13 protein-coding genes are annotated in these 24,991 nt (G+C 42.1%); 4 read left to right on the top strand and 9 right to left on the bottom strand.

Annotated elements, in window-relative coordinates; genetic code table 11:
- Positions 1-17: 17 nt before the first annotated feature.
- The 3 genes from MHB54_RS16095 to MHB54_RS16085 form a co-directional block, all read right to left on the bottom strand.
- A complete protein-coding gene (locus MHB54_RS16095) occupies positions 18-2,330 on the bottom strand; it encodes a glycosyltransferase (RefSeq protein ID WP_264454469.1) in 2,313 nt (770 codons plus the stop codon).
- A 634-nt stretch (positions 2,331-2,964) separates the two neighbouring features.
- Positions 2,965-3,993 (bottom strand): acyltransferase family protein, encoded by a 1,029-nt coding sequence (locus MHB54_RS16090; protein ID WP_264454468.1) that lies wholly within the window; start codon positions 3,991-3,993, stop codon positions 2,965-2,967.
- A 474-nt stretch (positions 3,994-4,467) separates the two neighbouring features.
- Positions 4,468-6,393 (bottom strand): hypothetical protein, encoded by a 1,926-nt coding sequence (locus MHB54_RS16085; RefSeq protein ID WP_264454467.1) that lies wholly within the window; start codon positions 6,391-6,393, stop codon positions 4,468-4,470.
- Positions 6,394-6,624: 231 nt separating this feature from the next.
- Here MHB54_RS16085 and MHB54_RS16080 point away from each other — a divergent pair, with 231 nt between their 5' ends.
- Complete coding sequence (locus MHB54_RS16080) at positions 6,625-9,081, top strand: O-antigen ligase family protein (RefSeq protein ID WP_053326210.1); 2,457 nt, start codon at positions 6,625-6,627, stop codon at positions 9,079-9,081.
- 83 nt (positions 9,082-9,164) lie between these two features.
- On the opposite strand, the gene galU is transcribed toward MHB54_RS16080, so the two are convergent.
- On the bottom strand, positions 9,165-10,046 hold the full coding sequence (gene galU, locus MHB54_RS16075) for a UTP--glucose-1-phosphate uridylyltransferase GalU (RefSeq protein ID WP_028542106.1): 882 nt from the start codon (positions 10,044-10,046) through the stop codon (positions 9,165-9,167).
- 188 nt (positions 10,047-10,234) lie between these two features.
- Between galU and MHB54_RS16070 the strand changes: the two genes are divergently transcribed.
- Together MHB54_RS16070 and MHB54_RS16065 are read left to right on the top strand one after the other, a co-directional pair.
- Entirely contained in the window at positions 10,235-11,272 is a 1,038-nt protein-coding gene (locus tag MHB54_RS16070) for a glycosyltransferase family 2 protein (protein ID WP_264454466.1), read from the top strand.
- 14 nt (positions 11,273-11,286) lie between these two features.
- The gene (locus tag MHB54_RS16065) at positions 11,287-11,724 is read left to right on the top strand and encodes a GtrA family protein (RefSeq protein ID WP_223821961.1); all 438 of its coding nucleotides are present in this window, start codon (positions 11,287-11,289) and stop codon (positions 11,722-11,724) included.
- A 136-nt stretch (positions 11,725-11,860) separates the two neighbouring features.
- On the opposite strand, the gene MHB54_RS16060 is transcribed toward MHB54_RS16065, so the two are convergent.
- The 3 genes from MHB54_RS16060 to MHB54_RS16050 form a co-directional block, all read right to left on the bottom strand.
- The gene (locus MHB54_RS16060; protein ID WP_013312213.1) at positions 11,861-14,371 is read right to left on the bottom strand and encodes a U32 family peptidase; all 2,511 of its coding nucleotides are present in this window, start codon (positions 14,369-14,371) and stop codon (positions 11,861-11,863) included.
- A 768-nt stretch (positions 14,372-15,139) separates the two neighbouring features.
- Complete coding sequence (locus tag MHB54_RS16055; RefSeq protein ID WP_023990599.1) at positions 15,140-17,053, bottom strand: stalk domain-containing protein; 1,914 nt, start codon at positions 17,051-17,053, stop codon at positions 15,140-15,142.
- A 48-nt stretch (positions 17,054-17,101) separates the two neighbouring features.
- Entirely contained in the window at positions 17,102-18,346 is a 1,245-nt protein-coding gene (locus tag MHB54_RS16050; protein WP_264454465.1) for a S1C family serine protease, read from the bottom strand.
- Positions 18,347-18,705: 359 nt separating this feature from the next.
- On the opposite strand from MHB54_RS16050, the gene MHB54_RS16045 reads away from it, so the two are divergent.
- Positions 18,706-20,331, top strand: a complete 1,626-nt coding sequence (locus tag MHB54_RS16045; RefSeq protein WP_076156371.1) for a nitrite/sulfite reductase — start codon at positions 18,706-18,708, stop codon at positions 20,329-20,331.
- A gap of 112 nt (positions 20,332-20,443) precedes the next feature.
- On the opposite strand, the gene MHB54_RS16040 is transcribed toward MHB54_RS16045, so the two are convergent.
- Both MHB54_RS16040 and uvrA read right to left on the bottom strand, forming a co-directional pair.
- Positions 20,444-21,655 carry a hypothetical protein gene (locus tag MHB54_RS16040; protein ID WP_076156374.1) on the bottom strand — a complete coding sequence of 404 codons (1,212 nt, stop codon included), beginning with the start codon at positions 21,653-21,655 and terminating at the stop codon, positions 20,444-20,446.
- A gap of 412 nt (positions 21,656-22,067) precedes the next feature.
- Complete coding sequence (gene uvrA, locus MHB54_RS16035; protein ID WP_023990603.1) at positions 22,068-24,929, bottom strand: excinuclease ABC subunit UvrA; 2,862 nt, start codon at positions 24,927-24,929, stop codon at positions 22,068-22,070.
- Between the last annotated feature and the right edge of the window lie 62 nt (positions 24,930-24,991).

The following is a 24,991-nucleotide window of genomic DNA, read 5'->3' as shown; positions in this document are numbered from 1 at the left end:
ACTAGGTCTTAACATATTCACCTATTAATATTGATTAATTTAGTTATAAATTGGAATAATGGATTGGACTTAAAACTATATAAATAACGTTTAAAGTAATACTTGTTCTTACTAAAATAGACAATATCTTTTACCAAAGATAAAGGGTTCTTTTTGAGCATCAACACTCCTTTGATATAACTTAGAAATTGAAACACTCTATTACTCGATATTGCGGTAATTTCGTATTCAATATACAAAGATACATAATCATTAATTAGTCTGGGAAAAGCTTTAAGGTGCTCAGACATCCCCCTGTTTTTTTCCTTACTACGTTGATATTTCCATGCTGTAAATTCTTCCTCAAAGTAACGGATCATGTTCGTTTTCGTGAAGCCTTGTTCAATTCTTTCACGACATTGTTTGCTCAATTTTTCTTTATCTTCTTTTTCCATACTAAGAATATTGAAAAGAGCAGCTACATATTCATCTACTTCTTCTTGCATAAAATGACGATTATCTAAGTCGGCCTCTTCATTTTGATAAAGTGGGATCACTCTCCCCACCTCACTATTAATTAGCTCCTTTTGCCCCCCAACATCTGAGGAAACTACAGGTACTCCCATAGCTAATGATTCATAGGCTGTTAAGCTTAGTCCTTCTTTAAGTGAACAAACTAATGTGACCTGACTATCCCGGTAATAAGGCCTCATATCGTCCTTCCGTCCAACGCAATATATTGTTTGTTGTAGTTTTTCTTTCTTTATTACGGCCAGTAGTTCATCCCATTGCGAGCCATCTCCTACAACAACAACAATAACGTTAGGCACCAGTGCTTTTAGCTTTTTCACTATTTCAACCATTAAAAATGGTCTCTTTTGCGGATGAAGTCTACATGGAAACAAAATTAAAGGCTGATCCTGGTTGACATTAAGAGATGCCCTTATTTGGCCTTCCTCTATATAATCTGGATTAAATTCTTCTTCGTCAACACCTATATAAACTGTTTCTGCTTCATGATCTTTTTTATCAAAGGATTCAATCATGACATGCCTCAGATGATCATTACATACGTAGGTTTTTTCTATAAAATCACCAAGAGCTCCTGAAGTCCTTGCATAGCCTCCTGCACGCCAATACCATTCTTCCATATGGACATAATCAATGATAGATATATCGGGAAACTCTTTTCTCAACCAAGGGATTAAATAGTACCCAAAGTAGCTGTTTGAAACAAACAAGATATCTATTTTTCTAGAGGTTATATAATAATGAATGAACGAACCCCAATATTCCATATCTAAAAAAGTTGTAAGATCAAATATATCAGTAACGTGTTTCTCAAACCGTTGTCTCCATGTTGAATCTCCCGGGTTGGTTGTAATTACAGACATTTCAAACTTTTGTTTATCTATTCTTGACACTATATCTAAATTAAACAGATCCGCCCCACCCATTACCATATGAGGAAGAAGCATTAGCACCTTTATTTTATCGCTTGTATTCACCGGTGCTCTATCCCAGTTCCATTTTTGAGGATTAGGAAATCCTTTTTTCATGTTATATCTAGGAAATTCAATTGCTTTAATATTAGTAATACCTTTGCCAATCTCCTTAATTAAATAAGAAGATTTTTTCCAATCATTTTTATTGGATTTCAAATACCCTAAAACACCATTATTAGTTCGCCGATACCAAAAGCCATACCATCCCATATGAACAGGGATTTTCTTCGCATTCAACAGCTTAAGCCATAAATGCCAGTCTTCATTAAAGTAAGTTTCACTTGTTGTATATAAACCGACTTCATATAAATCTTTTTTTCGTATGCCAGCAGTACAGGTTAATAGATTCTCAATTTTCATTAGTTTCGAATTGAAAGGCTTTCTCCAAAGATACTCTTCATTCTGAAAACCTATACTATCTGTATAACTCCAGCTTGCGTCTGGATTAGTGTGTAATGACCAATAGACACATTCTAAATAAGTAGGTTCAATTAGATCATCTGCATCAAGCGGTACAATGATCTCTGCTTGCGACTGATTAATCGCATAGTTTCTTGCAGCAGATGGTCCAACATTTTCGATATGAAAGATTCGAATACGTTTTTCTAGTTTCCCCAATTCTTGTAGCAGCAAAACAGCTTCTTTGTCAACACTCCCATCATCTACAACAATCCATTCAAAATAGGGAAAGGTTTGGTTCATTACACTATTGAAAGTTTGAGAAAAATACTCCTTTGAATTATAAAAAGGGGTAATAATGCTGATTAAAGGATTTTCATCGTCACTTGTATAATTAGCTAGCTTTGCTCTACCAGGGGTTTGCTTATAGTTAAAATTAGAACTCAAAATGGTTACCTCCTGCCGTTGGCAGTTGTTTATTAAGCTTATTTGCTCGAAAATAAAAGATCATACAGATAATTAAACGTATAATCTTATGTAATCCAATCCCCATTTTATCATCTTCCCAATAAAGCTAAGTTCCACATCATAAAACTGACGTATCTAAAGAAAAGAAGACTGTCCAATTCAGTATACGGGAAACATACAAAAACGTCGACCCGTGAGCGTGAAAGGGGGACTGTTTCCTGAATGTTAATTGTTGGTATCCTTTTGTTTTTGGCTAAGCGACCTTTCATCGCTTTGTATATATTAATTAGTTTGATTTTACCGAGGACAGTACTTAAGCTGCCAACGCCCTAAGAAAAAATGAAGATGAATAATTTATACTACGAACTAAGAGATGCTCGTTGCTACACCATCCCTTAAATCATAGCAGATATGATGATTTTGAATTTTTATAACAATCGGAAAATTAATTCAAAAGATTAACAATCACAAAAATAAAACATGAAACTAGTGTTTTAAATCTGGCTCTCTGATCACATTTCTTCTAAACAAATCCGCTATCTATTAACCATTCAGACGATTTCTAATTTAAGATGTGTCCGTTTCATCTGTAATAATGGTTAGTAAAGAACATCTAATACATTTTATGATTTTTTTTTAAGGCGCGCTTCTTCAACCAATTTGCAATTAAACACTCATACAGATATGTCATTAGCATTGCGCTACATATAATAAACAAGAATCGTGCAATAAAGTATTCTGAAATTAAGGGGATATTTTGTCCGTAAAAATTTAGTGTATATATTGAGATTATATGAAGAAAGTAAAGATTTAACGATACTTTAGAATAAAAAAATACAAAACGATTGAAAATTAAATTTTGTACCCATTGTTGGTTAAAAATCAAATACAAAGCGAAACTCACAAACAATCCATAACTTATATAATAAATAGTGGGAGGGTATTTGAAATCCTGAGTAGATTTAAATTTATACAATAACATGAAAATAAGAAAAATTGATAAAAATACACCAGAAATTACCGATATTTCTTTTTTATTCATTTTATTAAATCTAATTCCTACAGCAGCGATTAAACAATATCCAAATGGCGTGAGAATATAATTTTGCAGATTTCCACCTAAATTAACAGGTAGTAATCTATTCAAACTAACCAAGTAATGGTAGATCATATAGAGAAAAATCAACAATAATAAATATTTATTATTACTTTTGATTTTCTCACTTAATTGAAGGATGAGTGGACTAAAAAGGGAAACTACAAAGAAGACATACATAACCCAAACATATCCTATGCCCCCATTGAAGGCAAAAGATAACACAATTGTTTTTATATCAAAAAATAAATTTTTGTTCGAAAAGTTAGAAATCATATAAAATAGTGCAAAGAAAGCTGTTAAAAAGATCCACGTGCTAATAATTAATCTTTTAAACCTTTTTAGTATATATGAATTATAATTAACTGAATGTTCTTTCTGACTAATATTAAAAGAAACCCCCATTAGCAGTACCATAAGTACTACATCAAAATTTCTAATTCGAAATAATAATTCATTGGGTGAAGCATGAGCTATTATAATACTTACGATAGCTATAAATCTAAGAATATCCACAGTTCGATTTCTTTCATTAAAGATACTCAAAAGCTTACCTCCCTTTCACGATCAAAGAATAAATCTATGTTTGATTTGTTAAATAGATTATGAGGGCACTAGATATATATAATTTCATTATTCACATAGCCATGTGAATAATGAAATTAGGGATTTAGCAGTTGAATTAAGAATATAAGACCTTAGCTAGCTACCAATAAATAGATATAGAATACAAACTGTTACATACAAAAGAGACTGCTAGAAATCTTCACTAACAGTCTCTTTTGTATGTTTTAATCATCAGGTTACTGGAGCAGTCGCACTGCACGAGATTCACGTATCTGGGAATTAGGACTGACTTTATTTTTATTTCACCTTAATCACTTTGACAAAAACCCTTTTTCTTAAAAAGGTCCCAAAACAGTCATTTCCCCTTTGATTCAGGTCACTCTATAGTGGATCTGTACTATTTATTAAATCCTTATGAAATTAAATAAAGAGACATTCGATCACTATCTTTTACTATTCAATTTTGAACTTAAATTTCTCTTTTAAATCAGGATACCATTCCTGAAATTTTTGTTCCAAAGCTAATACATCGATTTCTTTTAAAGCCTCTTTTTTCTCATAAACATTGACTTTTATGCCTTCAGCAATAGTGAAAGTTTTTTTCAAAAGGAAAGATTTCCCTATACCTATATTTTGTAAAAAAGGCTTGGCGAGTTCCCCAATTACTCTTTGGTCATCAGGATTTAAGTGATATTGAATTGGATCGGCAACAACTATTATTTCTGCTTGTAAGAATCCTTTGGGTAATCCATCCCTTTTATCAACATGACTGACACCTATTAGTGAAGGGACAGGATTAAGATTATCAGGCATAGATAGTTTTCTTAAAATATCATCATTAAAAATAAAGGAACTTGATATCACATAAATAGGTTTTTCATTTCGAGACAGTTCATTTAAGTATGAAGAAATTAATCTTAGCTGCTCTAAGTCAGTTCTAACTCTTGGATATGTTTGGTTAGAAGTATATATTCCATTAAAATTCTTTAATAATGGGAGTGGCTGTCTAATGAAAGAATGCGAAAAATTACCTATTAATAACATTAATATTAAGCACGCTACAATAATCTTATACCAATTTTGACCAGACAATTTAGTCAAACTGAATACACCCAAGGCAAACAATACTGTCAAACTTGGCACTAGTATATAATAATGTTGTTGCCCCATAGACTGTACTCTTACGAATAAGTAAAAAGAGATAAGCATTTGTATGACTAAACCGAATACTAAAGGCCTTAAGTTTTTATTTCTTATCCAACCCTCTAGAATTCCAATAATTGATATCAACAATGTTAACCATCCAAAATTTTGTATCAACAATTCTATATTATGAGACAATCCTCCACTCTGATAGGCGGAATAAAGATCTTGATAGTTTGTATACAAGCTTCTTGTAAAAAATTCTCTAAAGCCTACTAGCAAAATAATTAAACAACCTAGGCCAATCAAAAATAAATCCCTTAAAGATACTATTACCTTTTTTCTTTCTTCTCCTTTAGAAAATATTAGTCTGTATAAGATAATTAAACCATAAGCTATAAAGAAACCTAGAATCCAATAAGCATACCACCTACGAATAAACGCTAGACCGATTAAAAAGAAGATCATTGTAAAATAGAATGAAATAGTTCTTACTTGATTTTTTTCCCTTAAATAAACGAGTCCTGTAATAAATATACAAGCAATTAAACCAGCAGAGTCTAAATAACCAGATAATACAGGCTGCATAATTGAAGTGACCAAAGCAATAGAGGATATTATTAAGATAACAATCTTTGATGAAATCTCTTTATTATAATCAGAAATAATTCTCAAAATCATGGCACTAATCAATGAAAAAAAAGGAATAACATATGCTATATAAATGCTTAATGTGAACATTGGAAAAGATGTACCCAGTAATTTAAATAACAGTACTAATGGTACTTGAGGAACTACATTATACTCATCCTTTAAAATGCTTGCATAAATTTTAGTAATAGCATCTATTGGAGAACTAAACCACATATCCGTATAACTGATTGTGGTAGCCCAATAACCAGAAAAGTCCCAAAAATAAACAAATCTTTCTTGGGAATTAAAAGACACGATAAACAAACCAATTAAGGTATAAATCATAACAATGCTTATAATCACTTTTTTACCAAAAATCTTTTGAGTATGTTCAGGAGAGAGTAATTCCCTGATCATTCTGAAAATCAGATAATAGACAGGAAATAAAAATATAAATAAGTTAATAAAACCTATCCATAGAGGATTAATTGTAGATTTAATTAAAATCATCCCTATTAGTAAGACTACTAAATAAATCGTGATCCATTTACGATCTATTCCACTCTGAAAAAACTTTAAAGCTTTATTTGTAATACTATGCATTTTTATTTTTACCTCCAACATTTATTACAAGTTCAGGCCCTTGGGATCTTATTATGGGCGCCTTCATTATCACCTTAATACGATTCTTACTCTGACAAATGCGATTAACTAATAGGCATGTTCTTTTTACTTTTCAAACTAGCTTACTCTATTTTTAAGAGTGAAACTGGTTCCTTTTAAAAGGGTATGCTAAAATGTTGACGTATCTACAAGAAAAGGAGATTGTAAACCTTGTCGAATCCAGTATACGGGAAACAGGCCAAAACGTCGACCCGTGACGATAAAAGGCCGGCTATGTTTTGGGTGTTAATTGTTGGCATGATTCTGTTTTTAGCTTGGGCTCCCTTCCAGGCTGCACTTTTTAATGGGCAAATGCTCGATTTTGAAAAGCCTCTCTATTGGGCTGTTATCATCGCCTCGATTCTGTTGATCCTGGCAATCGTATCTTATTATAAGAAATTCAAGCTGGAAGAGCAAAGGGATTGGCTGGCTGTATTAGTACTGCTGCTTCCCCTGTCTTATGTGCTTTCACTGACTTCAGCAGCTTCGCATTACCTGGCCATGAATATGGTGGTGGTACAGTGCATATATGCCGCTCTGTTTATCATCTCAATCTATCTACTACAAGATCGCTTAGGCAATAAGATTATTCACAACCTGATTATGACTGTTGCTTATGTCATTGTAGGCTTTGGCTTTATTAACTGGTTTGGACAGTGGGTACTTGCTGGCAAGATGGTAGGCTGGTTTACCCAATATGTGTATCAATATCGTTATACCAATGCAGTTATGACAGATACAAATGGTCTCCGGCTGACATCAGTGTTTCAATATGCGAATACATATGCCGCCTTTCTAATGGCTTTCCTATTCGCTGCCGTTTTTTGTTTAATGAAATCAAAATCATGGTATGGCAAGGCTACTCATGGTTTCATGTTGGTGCCCATCCTGGTCTCGCTGTTCCTGACCTTGTCACGGGGCGGTCTGGTTATGTTGCCAGTCGTTTTCGTGCTGCTTTTGCTTTTCTTTAAACCAGCACGCCAAATTATATGGATTTTACATTGCGCCATTGCTGGTGTAGCGTCAATATCTATCTTGGCGCCAATTACAAATATGGGTTTACAACTCAACAAGACCTACAACGGCGGAGAGGCTGCGAAGGCTTGGGGGTTACTTATTGGTGTCTCCCTGGCTGTAGCTGTCGTACTGTGGCTTGTTGAACGTTATCTGGCACCGAAGTTGGAAAATGCCCTCAAAGGATGGGCCTCCCGCAAGTTATCCAACCTGTGGCTACCTGTTGGATCAGTTGTGGTGATTGGCTTGCTGGCTTTTCTGTTTATTGGAACTGGCCTGCGCAGCGTACTACCAGAAAACGTCCAGGTCCGGTTTGAAAATATCAATTTCCGGCAGCATAGTGTACTGGAACGTCTTGTATTCTATCAGGATGCTGCCAAATTGATTAAAGATCATCCTGTTATTGGCACCGGCGGCGGCGGTTGGGCTACTTTATACGAGAAATACCAAGATTATCCTTACACAAGCCGTCAGGCCCATAACTTCTTCATGCAGTATCTGGTTGAAGTTGGTATTCTCGGTTTTGTAATTTTCATGTCATTTATCTTATATATTTTCTATAAATATATCCGTAGCTATATGAGACAAGATGATGAAGAACGGGATTCTCACTTCCTGTATCTCATTTTGGCACTCTCAATCTTACTTCATAGCTTGCTAGACTTTAATCTGAGTTACGTGTTCATGGGCATACTGGTATTTGTGAGTCTCGGTGGTATGGCCGCTGCTATGGACAGCAAGCCGCTTAAACGCCTGTCCATGAGTGCTTCCGGATTCCGAATCATGTATAGTGCAGTCATCGGCATTCTAAGCATTGTGGTGCTTTTTGCAGGTCTCCGCTTCGTGCAATCGGCCAATGCTGCCACATCTGCCAAACAGATCATGGCGGTCAGCACATCTTTTGAGGAAATCCAAAGTGCCATTAATAAGGATCTTGAACTTCGTCCTACGCACCCAGATTCGGTTATAAGATTGGCTGCACTGTACAAGAATGTGTATGATCAAACGAAAAAAGAGGAATTTTATAACGCTGCAATAGAGGTACTTAATACGGGCCTGAAGGCAGAACCGTATAATAAAATCATGTATAACTCCAAAGTTAACCTTTTAAAAGCAAAAGGTGAGCATGAGCAAGCCTTCAGTATTTTGGAAAATAACATTTCCAACTTTGTCTGGGACAATGACTGGTACAATATGTTGATTACCCAAGCTTACACTATTGGTAATAAGGCACATGAGCAGAAAGACACAGCCAAGGAACAGAAATATTTCCAAGCAGGTCTCGCTGCTTATCAGAAGGTTCTGGATGGGGTAGCTCATATTAAGACGGTTCCACCTGAAATTGAGTTGACACGTACTTTTGAAGTAACTCCGGGTATTGCGCTCAGTACTGGAAAAATTGAGTTCATGTCAGGTAAGCCTGCTGAGGCTGCAAGCATCCTCAAAAACGGCTTGAAAGACGATCTGAGCGACGCTACAAATCGTGAGATTGCTCGATATTATATCGTCGCTCTGCAAAAGCAAGGGCAGGATGACAAAGCATTGTACGATAAACTAATAAAAGCTGATCCGAAGGAAAAAGAGCAAATTGCTCAGTTAAAATCGGAGAAATAGCAGAAAAAAAGAGACTATCAGATGATGTTATATCATCCGGTAGTCTCTTTTTTATTTTGATAAGGTGAGGTTAGGTGAGCTGTCTATTTTTGTTGGTCAATCTTTTCAATAACCTGTCTCATATAAGCCAGTACTTCATCCTTGATTTCGTTATGCTGCAGAGCATAATGAATAGTAGTTTCAATGAATCCCAATTTCTCGCCAACATCATGGCGATTCCCGTCAAACTCGTAGGCCAGGATCGGATTCTTTTCTCCCAGCTTGGACAATGCGTCCGTCAATTGAATCTCCCCGCCTACTCCCGCAGATTGCTGGCCCAGGATATCAAAAATATCAGGCGTCAAGATATAACGTCCCATAATCGCCAAGTTGGAGGTTGCTTCTTCCTTCTTTGGCTTTTCTACCAATCGTTCCGCCTCAGAGATTTTGGAAGTAAGTGCATGACCTTCAACTATGCCGTAACGATGTACCTCGTTCCAATCCACTTGTTTTACACCTACAACAGAACGCTGATACTCATCGAACACGTCTATCATCTGTTTGAGGCACGGATTCTCAGACTCAACGATGTCATCCCCTAAAAGGACGGCAAAAGGTTCGTCACCGATAAACTTACGTGCACACCAGATAGCGTGCCCCAACCCTTTGGGTTCCTTTTGACGAATATAGTGGATATCTGCCATCTCCGATGGTTTACGCACTTCATTGAGCAGATCCCATTTTTCCTTCGCAGTCAAATTATGCTCCAGCTCAAAGGAGTAGTCAAAATGATCCTCAATCGCCCTTTTGCCTTTACCAGTAACGATAATGATATCCTCTATACCAGATGCAACAGCCTCTTCAATAATATATTGAATTGTTGGTTTGTCTACAATGGGAAGCATCTCTTTAGGCATCGCTTTCGTAGCAGGAAGGAACCGGGTTCCTAATCCCGCAGCAGGAATAATCGCTTTACGGATTTTCATAGGTTAAAACTCCTTTTCAACAAAACTCACTAAATTATTCAATAATTCGATTAACGTTTGTAAATTGCTAATAGTTTATTATAGCACTTAGTCATTGCAATGTTATATACTTTAAGTAAACCATATTATAAACTAAAAAAGATAGAAATTTGAGTACCAGATATGCCAAAATTTGAGGAGAGAGTTCTTTGGATTCAATAATCAGTAACCCTGTTTTAACGTTAGTTATTCCCTGTTATAACGAAGAAGAAGTACTGCCTGAAACTATAAGCAGACTTACGGTCATTCTTGAGGAGTTGGCAGAGAGTCAGCTCATTTCTAAACATAGTAAAATGTTGTTTGTTGATGATGGTAGCCGTGATAAAACATGGGACATCATAGCATCATATAATCTAAAAAATCCTTTTGTCAGTGGTCTCAAATTGGCGAAAAATGCTGGCCATCAAAACGCTCTATTATCTGGGTTAATGGAAGCTAAAGAGACATCTGATTGTGTAATATCCGTTGACGCCGACCTGCAGGATGATCTCAATGCCATCCGAGAATTTATAATAAAATTCAAAGAAGGTTATGACATCGTATATGGGGTTCGAAAAAGTAGAACCACCGACACATTCTTCAAGCGTTCAACAGCCCAAGGCTTTTATCGTGTTATGAGTAAAATGGGAGTCAATATTGTATACAATCATGCGGATTACCGTTTAATGAGCAAAAGAGTTCTCCAGGAATTAAGCAACTTTAAAGAGGTCAATCTCTTTTTACGTGGTCTAGTTCCGTTAATAGGTTATAAGTCTACTGAAGTTTATTACGATCGACATGAACGCTTTGCAGGAGAATCCAAATATCCTTTAAAGAAAATGCTCGCTTTTGCTTTTGACGGAATCACTTCATTTAGTATAACCCCAATCCGGCTTATCTCAGCTGTAGGTTTTGCAATGTTTGGGATAAGCTTATTAATAGCTGTGTATACCATTATTAGTAAGCTCCTTGGAACCACTGTCTGGGGCTGGTCTTCTTTAATGTTGTCCATCTGGTTTATAGGTGGTCTACAACTTGTAGCACTGGGGCTCATTGGCGAATATATCGGTAAAATATATAAAGAGGTAAAACAAAGACCCAAATATATTATTGAGACTCTATTAGATTCCCAGAGCACCTTAGATACAGATACTGAAAACACAAAAAAAGTGAAAAATAGTGAAAGGGAAGCTGTGGCTGTCCAATAAACAGATGCGAACAGGTGACTAATTTGACTTTATTTCAGAATAGCTTTTTCCGTTTTCTTGTCGTAGGTGTCCTAAATACAATATGCGGCATGTCCGTCATGTTCTTGCTCTTTAATACTTTAGGGACTAACTACTGGTTATCGACCTTTATTGGTAATTCTGTAGGTGCTACTGTAAGCTATTTCTTAAACAAAAGATTTACTTTCAAAAACAATGCAAGCCATGGACAGACCATTTGGAAGTTTGTCTTTATCATATTGATATGCTATTTACTATCGTATTGTCTCAGCTATCTAATCAGCCACTTCCTGATCTCAAGTCTGAGTATTAAAAACAATGCAATTTTAGGCAATCTGTCCATCCTAATCGGGAATATCTTTTATACTTTAATTAATTATGTCGGGCAAAAGTTCATTGTTTTCTCCAAAAAAACGAAAGCCCAAAAAGTATAACGATACGAGATTCATAGTAGTTCAGATGAACTTATTGATAAAAATAGGGTATGTGCTCTCAACGCACATACCCTATTTTTTCTTTTTCTACGTTCAAATATCAAAATAAATAACTGTGATAACCTATAGCATCCTTTTACTTCACCAGCTGCCCACGTGTAACACCCAACTGATTCGTTGCTTTAAGCGTCTTCCATACTTGTGTTCCGCTGATTTCTCCGCGCAGGGCACGGTTATAGAGATCAATAACCTCATGCACTTGCTCCGGTGTCTCCTCCAAAAATTCCACGCGGTAACGGGACACGCCCAGCTCCAGGAAGTTGGACAGGTATTCCGCGCCGGATTGCTCAATCGCGTTGTATACCGTGTTGCGGCAGCCTTCGTCCACACGGACCGGATGTGACATACCAATACGATCACGCAGGGATGCGCGATGGTCCTCACACGGACGTCCACAGTTAGTGTAGTCGGTGCCTTCACTCATAAAGGTACAGTATACGCAATGTTCAGTATGGAACATTGGCATATGCTGCTGGATCACGATCTCCAGCTTATCGGTACGCGTACGTCTGAGCATATCAACCATTTGCTGAATGTTCAGATCGTACGAAGGCGTAACCAAGTCGCAGCCGGAATCCAGGAACAGATCAGCCGCTTTATGATTGGCTATATTCAGCGAGAAGTCACCAATCAATTGCGGGTGATGTGCGTCCGGGTTCTCCAACCGGTGTCGCAAGTAGAAATACAGTGCCCCTGGATTGCGTACCAACACAGCATCCGGCTTCAGGCGTAGGATGTTGTTGTGGTAGCCATTTTCACCCGGCATGTGAATACGCGGGGTCGCCAGCGCAATTCGGCGGCCTGCAGCATGCACAGCCTCTACGGCTGCCGGGAATTGCTTGATGAACTCGAAATCGGCGTAAATGAATTCCACGCCGGCCTCAAGCGCAGCCTCCACCTGAGGGAGGCTGCGGCACAACGCGGTCAGCTCTGCCTGACCGCGTGCCACAGACGATGCCGGAGTCGATGCATCGTCATACACCTCGACCGTCCGCTTCGTGTACACGGGCGGTTTGGGGCGCTCGCCCGCGAGCAGTTCCACTGCCTGACGGCGGATACCGTTCAGCTCGCGCATCGGCACGATGACGTCCCCATGCAGATGGACGTCCAGCTCTTCCAGCTGGAACACCGTTCCGCCCAGTCGGCCGAACTGCTCTTCGAGCAGTTCGTGCGTCATCGGACGCTTCTGGGCAATTTCGAGTTCCAGCTCAGAGTCCACGCGGACCGTTGTGCCCTTCTGCACGTCGGTCCACCACGTCGACAGCGGTTGCCCCGGGGAGCCGCTGACCCGCACATGTACCGGGAAGACACGGTACGGCTTGTCCGTGTCATATGACTGGCGCAGACGCTTGTCCAGCGCCGGGTCGTTGGTCTTCCAAATGCGGTCGCCCACGTGTACACGGCGCAGATCCACATCGTTGCGTCCCGCTACGATGTCAATGATCCAGCCTTCTCCGGCTTCGCCTTCAATCTTCACGCCCTTGCGACGGATATCGTATACGCGTCCGCCTTCTTCTTTTTGCGTGGGATCTCCCGCATCGAATACAATACCATCGCCACGCTTGAGCGGTGCATCAATACGGCAAACTACGCCATCACGAAGGATTTGTTCCACTCGCCCAAGATACACACCCCGGCTTTTCGGGAACGTACCGTCAACCAGCTTCTTGTTATTGGTTCCTTCGAGAAAACCGTGCGTAAAGCCGCGTGAAAAGCTCTGCTGCAGCTCGCGGATATCTTCTTTGCTGGTCTTGGACGTATCGCCATCAAAATACTTATCAATGGCCTTGCGGTACTTGCTGACCACATTCGCCACATATTCAGGTGTTTTCAGTCGCCCTTCAATTTTAAAAGAAACAACACCCGCGTCGATCAGTTCAGGCATCAAATCGATCGCTGCTAGATCCTTAGGTGAAAGCAGATACGTCACATCTGCCATTGGTTTCTGCTCTCCATCCACCATCAGATCGTAAGGCAAACGACATGCCTGTGCACATTCACCGCGGTTAGCAGAGCGGCCGCCCCACATTTCTGAAGTCAGGCATTGGCCAGAATAAGATACGCATAACGCTCCATGTACGAATACCTCCATTGGAAGTCTCGCCTGATCGCCTATTTTTTGGATCTGTTTCAGGTTGTTTTCGCGTCCAAGCACGACCCGTTCCATATTGTACGGCTTTGTAAACTCTACCGCTTCCGGCGAGGTAATCGTCATTTGGGTAGAACCATGGATCGGAAAATCCGGTGAAATGTCGCGGATCATTTTCACCAAGCCCATATCCTGGACAATTAAGGCATCGACTCCAGCATCAATACAGGCATCGACCAGCTCCTTAGCGTCCTCCAACTCGTTTTCAAATACCAATATATTGAATGTTAAAAAACCTTTAACCCCATAGCTATGCAAAAACGCCATAATTTCAGGCAGTTCCTCCATGCGGAAATTATTTGCCCGTGCCCGTGCGTTGAACTTTTCCACCCCGAAAAAGATCGCATCAGCCCCGTTTGCCACCGCCGCACGCATACAATCCCAGTCACCGGCTGGTGCCAGAAGCTCAACATCTTCTCTTCGTACTACTGATTTCATCTTTGTCCTCCCTATATGGAGAAATAACTGATTAACCTTGAGCTAAACGTTATTTTCCAGAGCAGCGATGCTGCTTATTTTATAGCCCTATGAATTATCATCCTATCCGATCATCCCCACTCTGAACCACTAGCTCGAGGGATAAATGGCATCCAACTCAAAAAATCCGCATCACGAACATTTGCGGCATAATCATTCTTATCTTGTAACTAATCTAGTGTACCAGACTGCGCCCCAAGCTTCTACACTTTCCAAGCGATTCCTCGTAAAAATCTCTTACTAAAACATAAAAAACACCCCCATTCCCGTCAAACGGTACTTTGGAGGTGAGGAATCATATAAAACAAGAGGAACAACGTAGTAAACAGTGCTATCCAGCAGGAAGCCAAATGGAGATGAAGACTAGGCAACTTAGACGTGCTAGTAGGCCTAAGCCTTTTAGAAAAAGGCATCCTTGTGCGGTACCAGCGTACTCGACAATGAATCCGAAAAAAGGCGTTCGCGTTCGCAGGTCTAAGTACCGTAAATAGCTGCCTTCGCTCCCCCCTGCTTACCTCAATCTTTAAAAAGATTGGAAATCTTATGGCGGGCGCCAGCGAAGCGGGCCATTTGAATCCGAAGAAGCGTCAGCGTTCGCCTTTGACCTGGGATTCTTACATATTAAATCACTTATACAATCCAAGAATCCCGGGTCAACAGCGATCGTAGGATCAAATGGCACGCGTAGCCTCTTCCCACCATACCTCGCCAATCTTTTACTTACACCTTCTACTTCACAAAATTAAACGAATTTAACGTCGAATCCAGTGCATTAGACTGTACAGCCGTGTTGTTCGCATCATTCAATGTCGTTGTCACAGTATACGTTTTTCCGTCACGTTCCAAAACCAATTGGTGGCCTGTGTAGCCAATGCCTTCCTCTATACGATGGAATGTAAAGGAAACTGCCGGAACACCAGCAAACGTTACGTCCTTAACCTCCTCGACTTTGAGGTTTTTGTAGTTCTTTGCTTGCTTATCGTAGAAGTCCTTGAGCTGGGATACCGTTAGTTCAAATGATTGGTCGTTGTCGATTTTGACGGAAAAACGTCCTCCAGTAAACTGGTACTCTACATCGCCCAATTCAAATTGATCGCTAATCGCGGTCCAATATCGTGGGATATTCACCGTATATTCATAGGCTTTTGACGTCTTTTTGACCGTTTTCGTTTTATCCGTCAAATAGTCGTCTTCTTCCAACTGTCCAAAGTTACTCGCTACGGTTTGAAAATCGATTTGAAGCGAGGAAATGAGCGCGTTGAACTGATCATTTCCTTTGCTTACTTTTTCAGGCACTGCGTATTCAGCCAAATAGCGGTATCCATTTTGCTGAATCAGCACGTTGTACTCCTTGACCCATCCATCGCCAAAATTATAACGGTACTCCTGTACTAACCCTTGAACGCCTGCAACCTCCAGCGGATACGTCTTCTGTGCCTCATAAGCCGTGGACACAAAGGAATCGCTCAGCCATTTTTGCAGCTGCTGGCCCCAGTTCTCCAACTTTCCATCCGCTGGAGCTGAGGTTATTTTCACGCGGAAGCTCGATCCATCATTACTTTCATATTGCATCCGTTGATCGTCCATTTTCCAGCCTGCGGGTATGCTGAGTGACACACCGTAGTCTGGATTTCCGGCCTCGCGTGTGCCTCCTACGACAGTGGACAAGTCTTTAATACTTTTATCCTGCGCATTAAAAGAGGTCTTGAAGGAATTTAAAAGTCCTGCATACTGGGCCAGATCTTTATAATTCGTTGCTTTAGCATCGGAAAAATAAACTACATACAATCGTCCGTTGTCATAGTACTGACGATTTTCCCACAATACGCCGTCCCCATCCTTCGTAATGACACGAGCATAAGGTACCTTCGCTTTCGGGAAGGATTTTCGATCGATCACAGTTTCTCCCGTTTCCTTGGCTGCCTGCACTAATTGTTGCAACAGATCGTCCGCATTCAGTGGAACCGGCTGTGACGCTGTGTGCACCTCCATATAGTAGGCACTGTTCTCATCCATAAAAGTGGAGATACTCTCATCTCCACCTCCCTGACCGATGACGAGCCCTGTTGGATAGTTCATAGACCAGTCATAGTAACTGTTCCCGATCTGCGTCTTGCCCTCATCATTATCAATGTTCGGTGTCTCTTCAGCTACCGTGCCCGCCTCTTCTTGTGCTTCCATCCGAATAATGATTCCGGCACCATTCTTCTCCAACTTACCGCCAAGCCCTTCTGCTACTTGACGCAGAGGCACCATGAGGATACCTGATGACATTTCCGGTGGAGCTGGAAGTGTTACCTTGTGACCTCTCACCCATGCTGTACGGCTACCAATGGTTAGCGAAACAACATGAGTTCCGCTGGTGATTTTAACCACATTATCTTCAGCCAATCGGATTTTGCTGTTAAATGCCTTTTTAAACACACCAGCCGGAACCATCAGTGCACCACTTTTGGAATAGGGCTTCGTGATATTTGCATTTTGGCCGTTTACGACGGCTGTATTGCTGCCGCTTTGCAGACGCAATTCCAGCATGTTTTTATCTTGATCTGCTGCAACTGCTGGCAAAGCAGAAAGCAGAAGGGACAATGCGACAGCGCCGACCCCCAGCTTACGCATCATTTTTCTTTGAATATGCTTCACAGTAAATCTCCCTTTAGCTTTATTTTATAGATTCAAGAGCCGTTATTGTCACTTTCCAGTAGTTGCCCCTTGAGCTGGCTCCGATGCTTCCTTAGAAGGCGCTACACCACCATCTTCAGCGGCTTCCGAACCGTTCGAATCTTCACCATCTTCTCCAGACTGAATGGACTCATAGATTTCACCATTATCCTGTGTCAGTACCAGCTTGCGCTTCACAATATCACCGTCCGACTGCATAAGCACATTCACCGTTTGACCCGGTTGATAGTTTTTAAGTAGCTCATTGACGTCAATGGCCGAAGCTACACGCTTACCGTTAATACTATACAGCTCATCGCCTTCCTTGATTTTGGCCTGAACGGCATTGGCTGAAGTAATTTTCGTAACTTTCAAAGGATCCTCGGTAGGTAATCCGACGATAGCTGACCAGCTCTCTTCCAGCCCTAGACCAAGACTGGCGCGCCGAACCTCTCCGTATTTGAAAAATTGGCCGATGACATATTTCACTGTATCCGACGGAATCGAAAAGCCCATATTTTCAATACCGACCGCCGAGAATTTCATCGTATTGATCCCGATAACCTCACCCTTGAGATTGACCAGTGGACCGCCGCTGTTACCAGGATTGATCGCGGTATCGCTTTGGATCAAACGATAAGCAGCATTGACACCGCGGTTCAGCCCGCTAACAACACCCGAGGTTGCCGAATTGCGAAGTGAAAAGGATATAGGCGTACCAATAGCCACTACCTGCTCACCTACCTGTAGACTGTTCGTTGAAGCTGCCAAGGTAGCGGGTTTGAGGCCGCTTGCCTTGATTTTGACTAATGCCAAATCACTGATCGGATCGCTGTAGCTGTCGGTGATTCCGTAAGATTTTCCGTCCGAGGTTACAACCACGGCATCACCTAATCCTTCGATAACATGCGCATTCGTCACAATCCATCCATCTGTACGAATGATGACACCCGTGCCGTGAGCCAGATTGTAGCGATCTCCTCCCGCTACGGTCTCTCCCGTGGCTGAACGGCCAATGATACCGACCACAGAAGGAGATACATTTTTAACAACCTGCGGCACACGATCGGCCGATAACGTATATGTACCAGTTGCGCTGTTATATGCGCCGCTGGTTCCTAATGCTTTATTCATATCGCTTACGTTAACATAGACCCCACCATTAATGACTTTGGCCTTTAACGCAGTTCCACTGCTAGCTGCACCTGCCGTTCCAGAAACACATAGAGCGCTGCCCAAAGCCAGAACAACTGCCCTTTTCCCCATCTTACGCATATACTCACCATTTCCTCTCTTACATGACCCTGTTCTATCAGTTAGTCCAAATCTACCATAGAGGGGACACGTATACAATCGCTTTAAGCCCTATCTTTTTCTAAAAGGCTCCGTTTGCTACATCCCTGTCCTCTCATGCTATTTATATTATAAATTTTCCAAATCCTTATATCAAAAAAATAAGCAAAAACGATAAATAATCGTTATACCAATTAGGTCATTCCTTCGTTTACGAGCATAACCAACTATGATACCATCACATTATATCTTAGTTTTATTGTCGGAAATAAAGAATAAAATCATGAGTCCTCTATCCAAAACACTAAAGTATAAATAAACACTTGAAGGAGGTTAAAAGAATGGCCTACGAACCAATCTGGAACGCTCATCCCGATAAGCTTAACAAATTCGAGTTGGTCAAACTGGAAAAGGACGGTCTCGACGTTATCCGTACCATTATCGAAAACTATGCCAACGAAGGCTATGACTCGATCTCTGCGGACGATATGGACCGTTTCAAATGGGCTGGGGTATATCAGCAAAAGCCCAAAGATGGTCATTTCATGATGCGGGTCCGCATCAACACAGGGATCATGACTTCAGCACAGGCACATGCATTGGCGGACATATCCGCGCTATACGGACGCGGTCTTGTGGATGTCACCACTCGCCAAGCGATTCAATTTCACTGGTTGACGGTCGAAAGCTTGCCCGATATTTTCGAAAGGCTGGAAAAAGTCAATTTGTATTCCTTTGAAGCCTGTGGAGACTGCCCGCGTACCATTGTCGGTAATCCGCTGGCTGGCATCGATCCCAATGAATTGGTGGATACCCAGGAGATTGTAGATGAAGTAAATCGTTTTTTCTTATTAAACCGAGACTTCTCCAATCTGCCGCGTAAGTACAAAATGTCTATCTCCGGTAATACGTACAACAATGCACAGGCTGAAATTAACGACCTGTCCTTCACTCCGGCCACCAAGATCCTCGATGGAAAAGAAGTGGTCGGCTTCCATGTGATGGTTGGTGGAGGTTTGTCCGCCAAGCCGCATATGGCACAGTCTCTGGATTTGTTTGTTCGTCCTGAGGAAGTTCTAAAGGTTGCTATTGCTGTCACCACCATTTTCCGTGATTACGGCTATCGGGAAAAACGGCATCATGCCCGCTTGAAGTTCCTGGTTGCCGATTGGGGCCCGGACAAATTTCTGGCTAAGCTCACCGAGCACATCGGTGAAATGCCCGGACGAGGCGAGGACAAAACGATTGGCTGGCAAGCCGCCTATTTTGACGGTGTGCATCCTCAAGCTCAAAAAGGTCTGAACTATGTCGGTCTGAACGTGCCTGTCGGTCGCCTTAGTGCTGACGAGTTGCATGAACTGGCCGAACTGGCTGACCGCTATGGCGATGGGCAGATTCGTACCACGATGTCGCAAAATATTTTGCTGAGCGGCGTGCCGAATGAGCAAGTGGATGAACTACTGGAAGCCCCCGTGCTGCAACGCCTGACACCACAGCCCAAGCATTTTATGAGCCGTACGGTATCGTGCACAGGAAATGAGTTTTGCAATCTGGCGATTGTGGAAACCAAAAAACGGGCGGTTGACGTCGCCGAGTATTTGGATCAGCACGTGCAATTGGATGAAAAGGTGCGCATTCATTTTATCGGTTGCCCGAATTCCTGCGGTCAAAAGCATATTGCGGACATTGGTCTGCAAGGCTCGCTCATAAAGACACCGGAAGGCTTGGTCGACGCGTTCGACATCGCTGTCGGCGGAGCGCTTGGAGCAGGCGCCCAGTTTAACAAAGCGCTCAAAGGTCGCGTACGCGGGGATCAGGTTGGACCTGTACTGGCAGAGCTCATTCTGTTCTACAAAGAAAACAGGAGCGCTGGCGAAAGCTTTTACGCATATGTACAGCGTGTAGGGATTCCGACTTTTCAGGAAAAGCTGTCTGCTATTTTACAGTCCAGCCACGTTGCATCCTAAATATAGAGTCTATTAACAGCCTGCTTGTATGACATATACAAGCAGGCTGTTTCTTATCCTCATGGAGCCCCGCAATATTGTTTCCCTCACTTTCATAAAAAAAGACACCGGATTACTCCGGTATCAATATTTTCGCAAAATCGAGTACTGTTGGCTTATGAGCGCCTGTTGTAGATGTCACCACCGCGTAGCCTGAAGGTATCTTATATATCAATCCCGTATCATACCGGATGCCGAAGGAATTATCCTCCTTATAATGAGTCCTCGTTTCCCACACCTTCGTACCGTTTCCTTTCAAGCCTGTAATGGTGATGCCATGCATCTTCGTGGTTTTACCCAGTGGATCATATTGATCACTGAACTGGACATACAACTGCTCCTCAGGCAGATACACCCGATCAGCCGCATAGTCCTCTGTATTACTAAATAATTGCAGACCATTACTTAGCACCTGTGTACGCTTGCTGTTTCCTTTAAGCCCTGTTACAGCAATATGACCACTCGGCAACTCACGTACTGCGGCAATTTCTTTACCTGATCCTAAGTCCAGATGGATGTCACGGATATCGCGACCATATACATCTGCTTGTACCCCAACGGGACCATCTGAGCTGTTCAAAAGCGCATAATATCCATTGTGACTGCCGACGAGCCAACCCGAGGTCACTCCGGCCGTCGTTCGATTCCATTGTATATCGCCAGTTTCAGTGTATTTGAGTACAGTGAAGGACTGCTCCGCAAGGTTTAGATAGGAGACCAGGAAACTGCCATCCTCCAGTGGCTCCAAACCAACCTGAGAATCCTGTCCATGAGATATCAAGCCATCTGTGGGTAATGTTTTGGACCACAAGGTGTTTCCATCCTCGTCCAATCGTGAAGCCTGCACATCTCGTATTCCGTTCGGTTTTGTATAATCAATCAGAAACAGCAATCCCCCATCCGGCGTCTCCCGCTGGACTCCACTGCTGCTTGTTCCGGGTTGTACGTTCAGATCCTGTTGATGTTTCCATACAGCCTCCACAGAACTGTCCAGCTTGCCATATGTGACGTGTACTACACTTGCTTCTGTATCGTCCTCGACGTTCAGCATAAAGAACCCACCATTCGCTGCGGGTTGAATGTAATTGTGAGCGTTTCCTAAATCCTTAATACTACCAATTGCCGCACTTGTTTCGATTTCGGCTTGTTTGGGCGCAAACGCCTCGGACACCTCGGAGGCATAGGACGGTGCAGCACTATATCCCATCAAACATGCCGCCAAAGCAGCTCCTGCTGCCCATGTATACACACGTGTACGTAAAACTCTACTTTGCTTAACCTTCAAGCGTTCCAGCTCCCTTCATGACTTCCTCAGAGATGTTGTATGAACCTCTTAGATGTGATAAAACTACAGACGGTTTCGCTTCAACTTGTAATGGTTGTCACGCGGGCACGGAACTTCGTATGATGCTATATAATCATGAGTTATATATTTACCTCTTCAAGCCCGAGCCTAAACATCCAAAACTCCAAAATTTAGAGACCACTCAGAGACTTTCTGTCGATGAATATACGTATATACTTATTATTCCAGCGCTTGGTAAACTATGTGTCACATGCTTTAACGCAGGAATTTGATAAAAGTTTTCTTTTTTTACAAAAAAAATAAAACCCTGCCAAGACGAAGGCATCAATACACTAGTTCGTATTCTGCCTTCCTGCCTGTGCAGGGCTTTTAAAACTATGCTAAACGGTATCTATAGATCGACTGTCTGAAGCGCTTGACTACGCTCTGTATCCCGTTCAAGGATCGGCTTTAAGTATCGACCTGTATAGGATTCTTCGACTTTCACGAGCTGCTCCGGTGTCCCGGTAGCCAAGATCGTTCCACCGCCACTTCCGCCTTCCGGTCCCAAATCAATTAGATAATCGGCTGTTTTAATCACATCCAGATTATGCTCAATGACCAGCACCGTCTCTCCTGAATCAACCAAACGATGCAGCACCGTCAATAATCGGTCAATATCGTGAACATGCAGGCCGGTTGTCGGCTCGTCCAAAATATAAATGGTTTTGCCCGTACTGCGACGATACAATTCGGAGGCTAGCTTCACACGCTGTGCTTCACCGCCAGACAAGGTAGTCGCAGGCTGACCCAGCTTGATATAACCCAAACCTACATCCATCAGTGTCTGGATCTTGCGATGAATCTTCGGAATATTTACAAAAAACTCCGTTGCATCCTCTACCGTCATCTCCAGCACATCGGCAATACTTTTCCCTTTGTATTTAACCTCTAGGGTCTCCCGGTTATAACGCTTGCCTTTACACACTTCGCATGGAACATACACATCCGGCAGAAAATGCATCTCAATCTTGATGATGCCATCGCCTCTACAAGCTTCACAACGACCTCCCTTAACGTTAAAGCTAAAGCGGCCTTTCTTGTAGCCTCGTACTTTGGCCTCGTTCGTCTGCGAGAATAAGTCACGGATATCATCAAATACACCAGTATACGTTGCAGGATTGGAACGCGGTGTACGACCAATTGGCGATTGATCGATCTCAACAACCTTTTCGATATGTTCTAGTCCGCGAATTTCTTTATGCTGCCCTGGACGTACTCTCGCACGGTTCAGATCACGCGCCAACGTTTTGTACAAAATTTCATTGACCAGCGTCGATTTTCCAGAACCAGATACACCAGTAACAGCTGAGAAAACACCCAATGGAATTTTGACATTCACATTTTTGAGATTGTTCTCCTTGGCTCCGCGAATCTCCAGCCATTTATCAGCAGGCTTGCGCCGCTCGGTATTGACCGGAATGAACTTGCGTCCGCTCAAATACTGCCCGGTTAAGGAATTCGGGTCTTCCATGACTTCCTGCGGAGTCCCCTGCGACATGATCATCCCACCATGGATTCCAGCTCCTGGCCCGATATCAATGATATAGTCCGCCGCCATCATCGTATCTTCGTCATGCTCCACCACAATCAACGTATTGCCAAGATTACGCATATGCTCCAAAGCACTAATCAGACGGTCATTATCTCGCTGATGCAATCCTATACTAGGCTCGTCCAAAATATAAAGCACACCCATCAGACTGGACCCGATCTGTGTCGCCAGTCGGATACGCTGTGCCTCACCGCCTGACAACGTGCCTGCCGCACGGCTTAAAGTCAGGTATTCCAGACCAACGTTAACGAGGAATCCCAGGCGGCTGTTAATTTCTTTTAAAATGAGATTGGCAATCGACTTCTCCTTCTCACTCAGCTCCAGTGTATGGAAAAAGTTTGAGGCTTCACCGATAGACAAAGCTGTCACAAAAGCTATATTACGCTCTTGAATGGTTACCGACAGGCTTTCTTTTTTCAGTCGGTGTCCCTTACAAGTGTTACATGGCTTTGCACTCATAAAGCCTTCAATAAATTCACGTATACCCTCAGAAGCCGTATCACGATAACGACGCTCCAGATTGGGGATAATCCCCTCAAAGGTCACATAGGCTTCCTTACGTTGACCAAAATCATTCTCATAGCGGAAACGGATCTTCTGCTCACCCGTTCCATGTAAAATGAGGTTCATTTGTTCTGTCGTCAATTGACTAACAGGAATGTCCTGTGGAATACCGTAGTGCTCGCATACTGACTGTAAAAATTGAGGATAATAAGTGGAAGTTCCACCACTCCAAGCCTGAAAAGCCCCATCCTCGACACTTTTTTCAGGATCGGGAATGAGCAAATCAGGGTCAACCACCATTTTAACTCCTAACCCATCACAATCCGGACAAGCGCCGAACGGACTATTAAAGGAAAACATTCTTGGAGACAGTTCATCTATGCTGAATCCACAAATAGGGCATGCAAAGTTGGAGCTGAACCGCAACTCCTCTTGCCCCATAATGTCTACAAGCAACTGCCCACCTGAAAGATTTAGTGCCGTCTCAATAGAGTCGGATAGACGCGCACGCACATCTTCCTTGACTACGATGCGGTCTACGACCACTTCAATCGAGTGCTTCTTATTCTTTTCCAGCTCAATCTTCTCAGACAATTCACGTAGTTCTCCATTCACACGTACCCGTACAAAGCCCTGCTTGGCTATATCCGTGAACAGTGTTTTATGCTCACCTTTGCGGCCGGATACCAATGGAGCCAGAATCTGCAGTCTTGTCTTTTCAGGATACTGCAAAATGCGGTCCACCATCTGTTCAACGGTCTGTGAAGTGATTTCAATGCCATGTTCAGGACAATGAGGATGACCCACCCGGGCAAACAACAACCGCAGGTAGTCATAGATTTCGGTAACCGTTCCGACGGTAGAACGCGGATTCCGACTTGTCGTTTTTTGGTCAATGGAAATGGCAGGAGACAGACCGTCAATCGAATCAACGTCTGGTTTCTCCATTTGCCCGAGGAATTGACGGGCATACGCAGATAAAGATTCCACATACCGCCGTTGCCCTTCCGCATAGATCGTATCGAAAGCCAGTGACGATTTACCTGAGCCGCTAAGCCCTGTCAGGACGACGAACTTGTCCCGTGGAATCGTCACGTCAATATTTTTGAGATTATGCGCGCGTGCGCCTTTGATGATGATGCTTTCATTCGCCAAATGTTTCATCTCCTTAGCCGTAGTTCACGTCATGCTATATCGCATTGGATTATCCCATGGAA

Origin of the sequence: Paenibacillus sp. FSL M7-0802 (assembly GCF_038004945.1) — a bacterium.
GTDB classification, from domain to species: Bacteria; Bacillota; Bacilli; order Paenibacillales; family Paenibacillaceae; genus Paenibacillus; species Paenibacillus polymyxa_B.
This window is presented reverse-complemented; position numbering and strand designations above follow the sequence as displayed.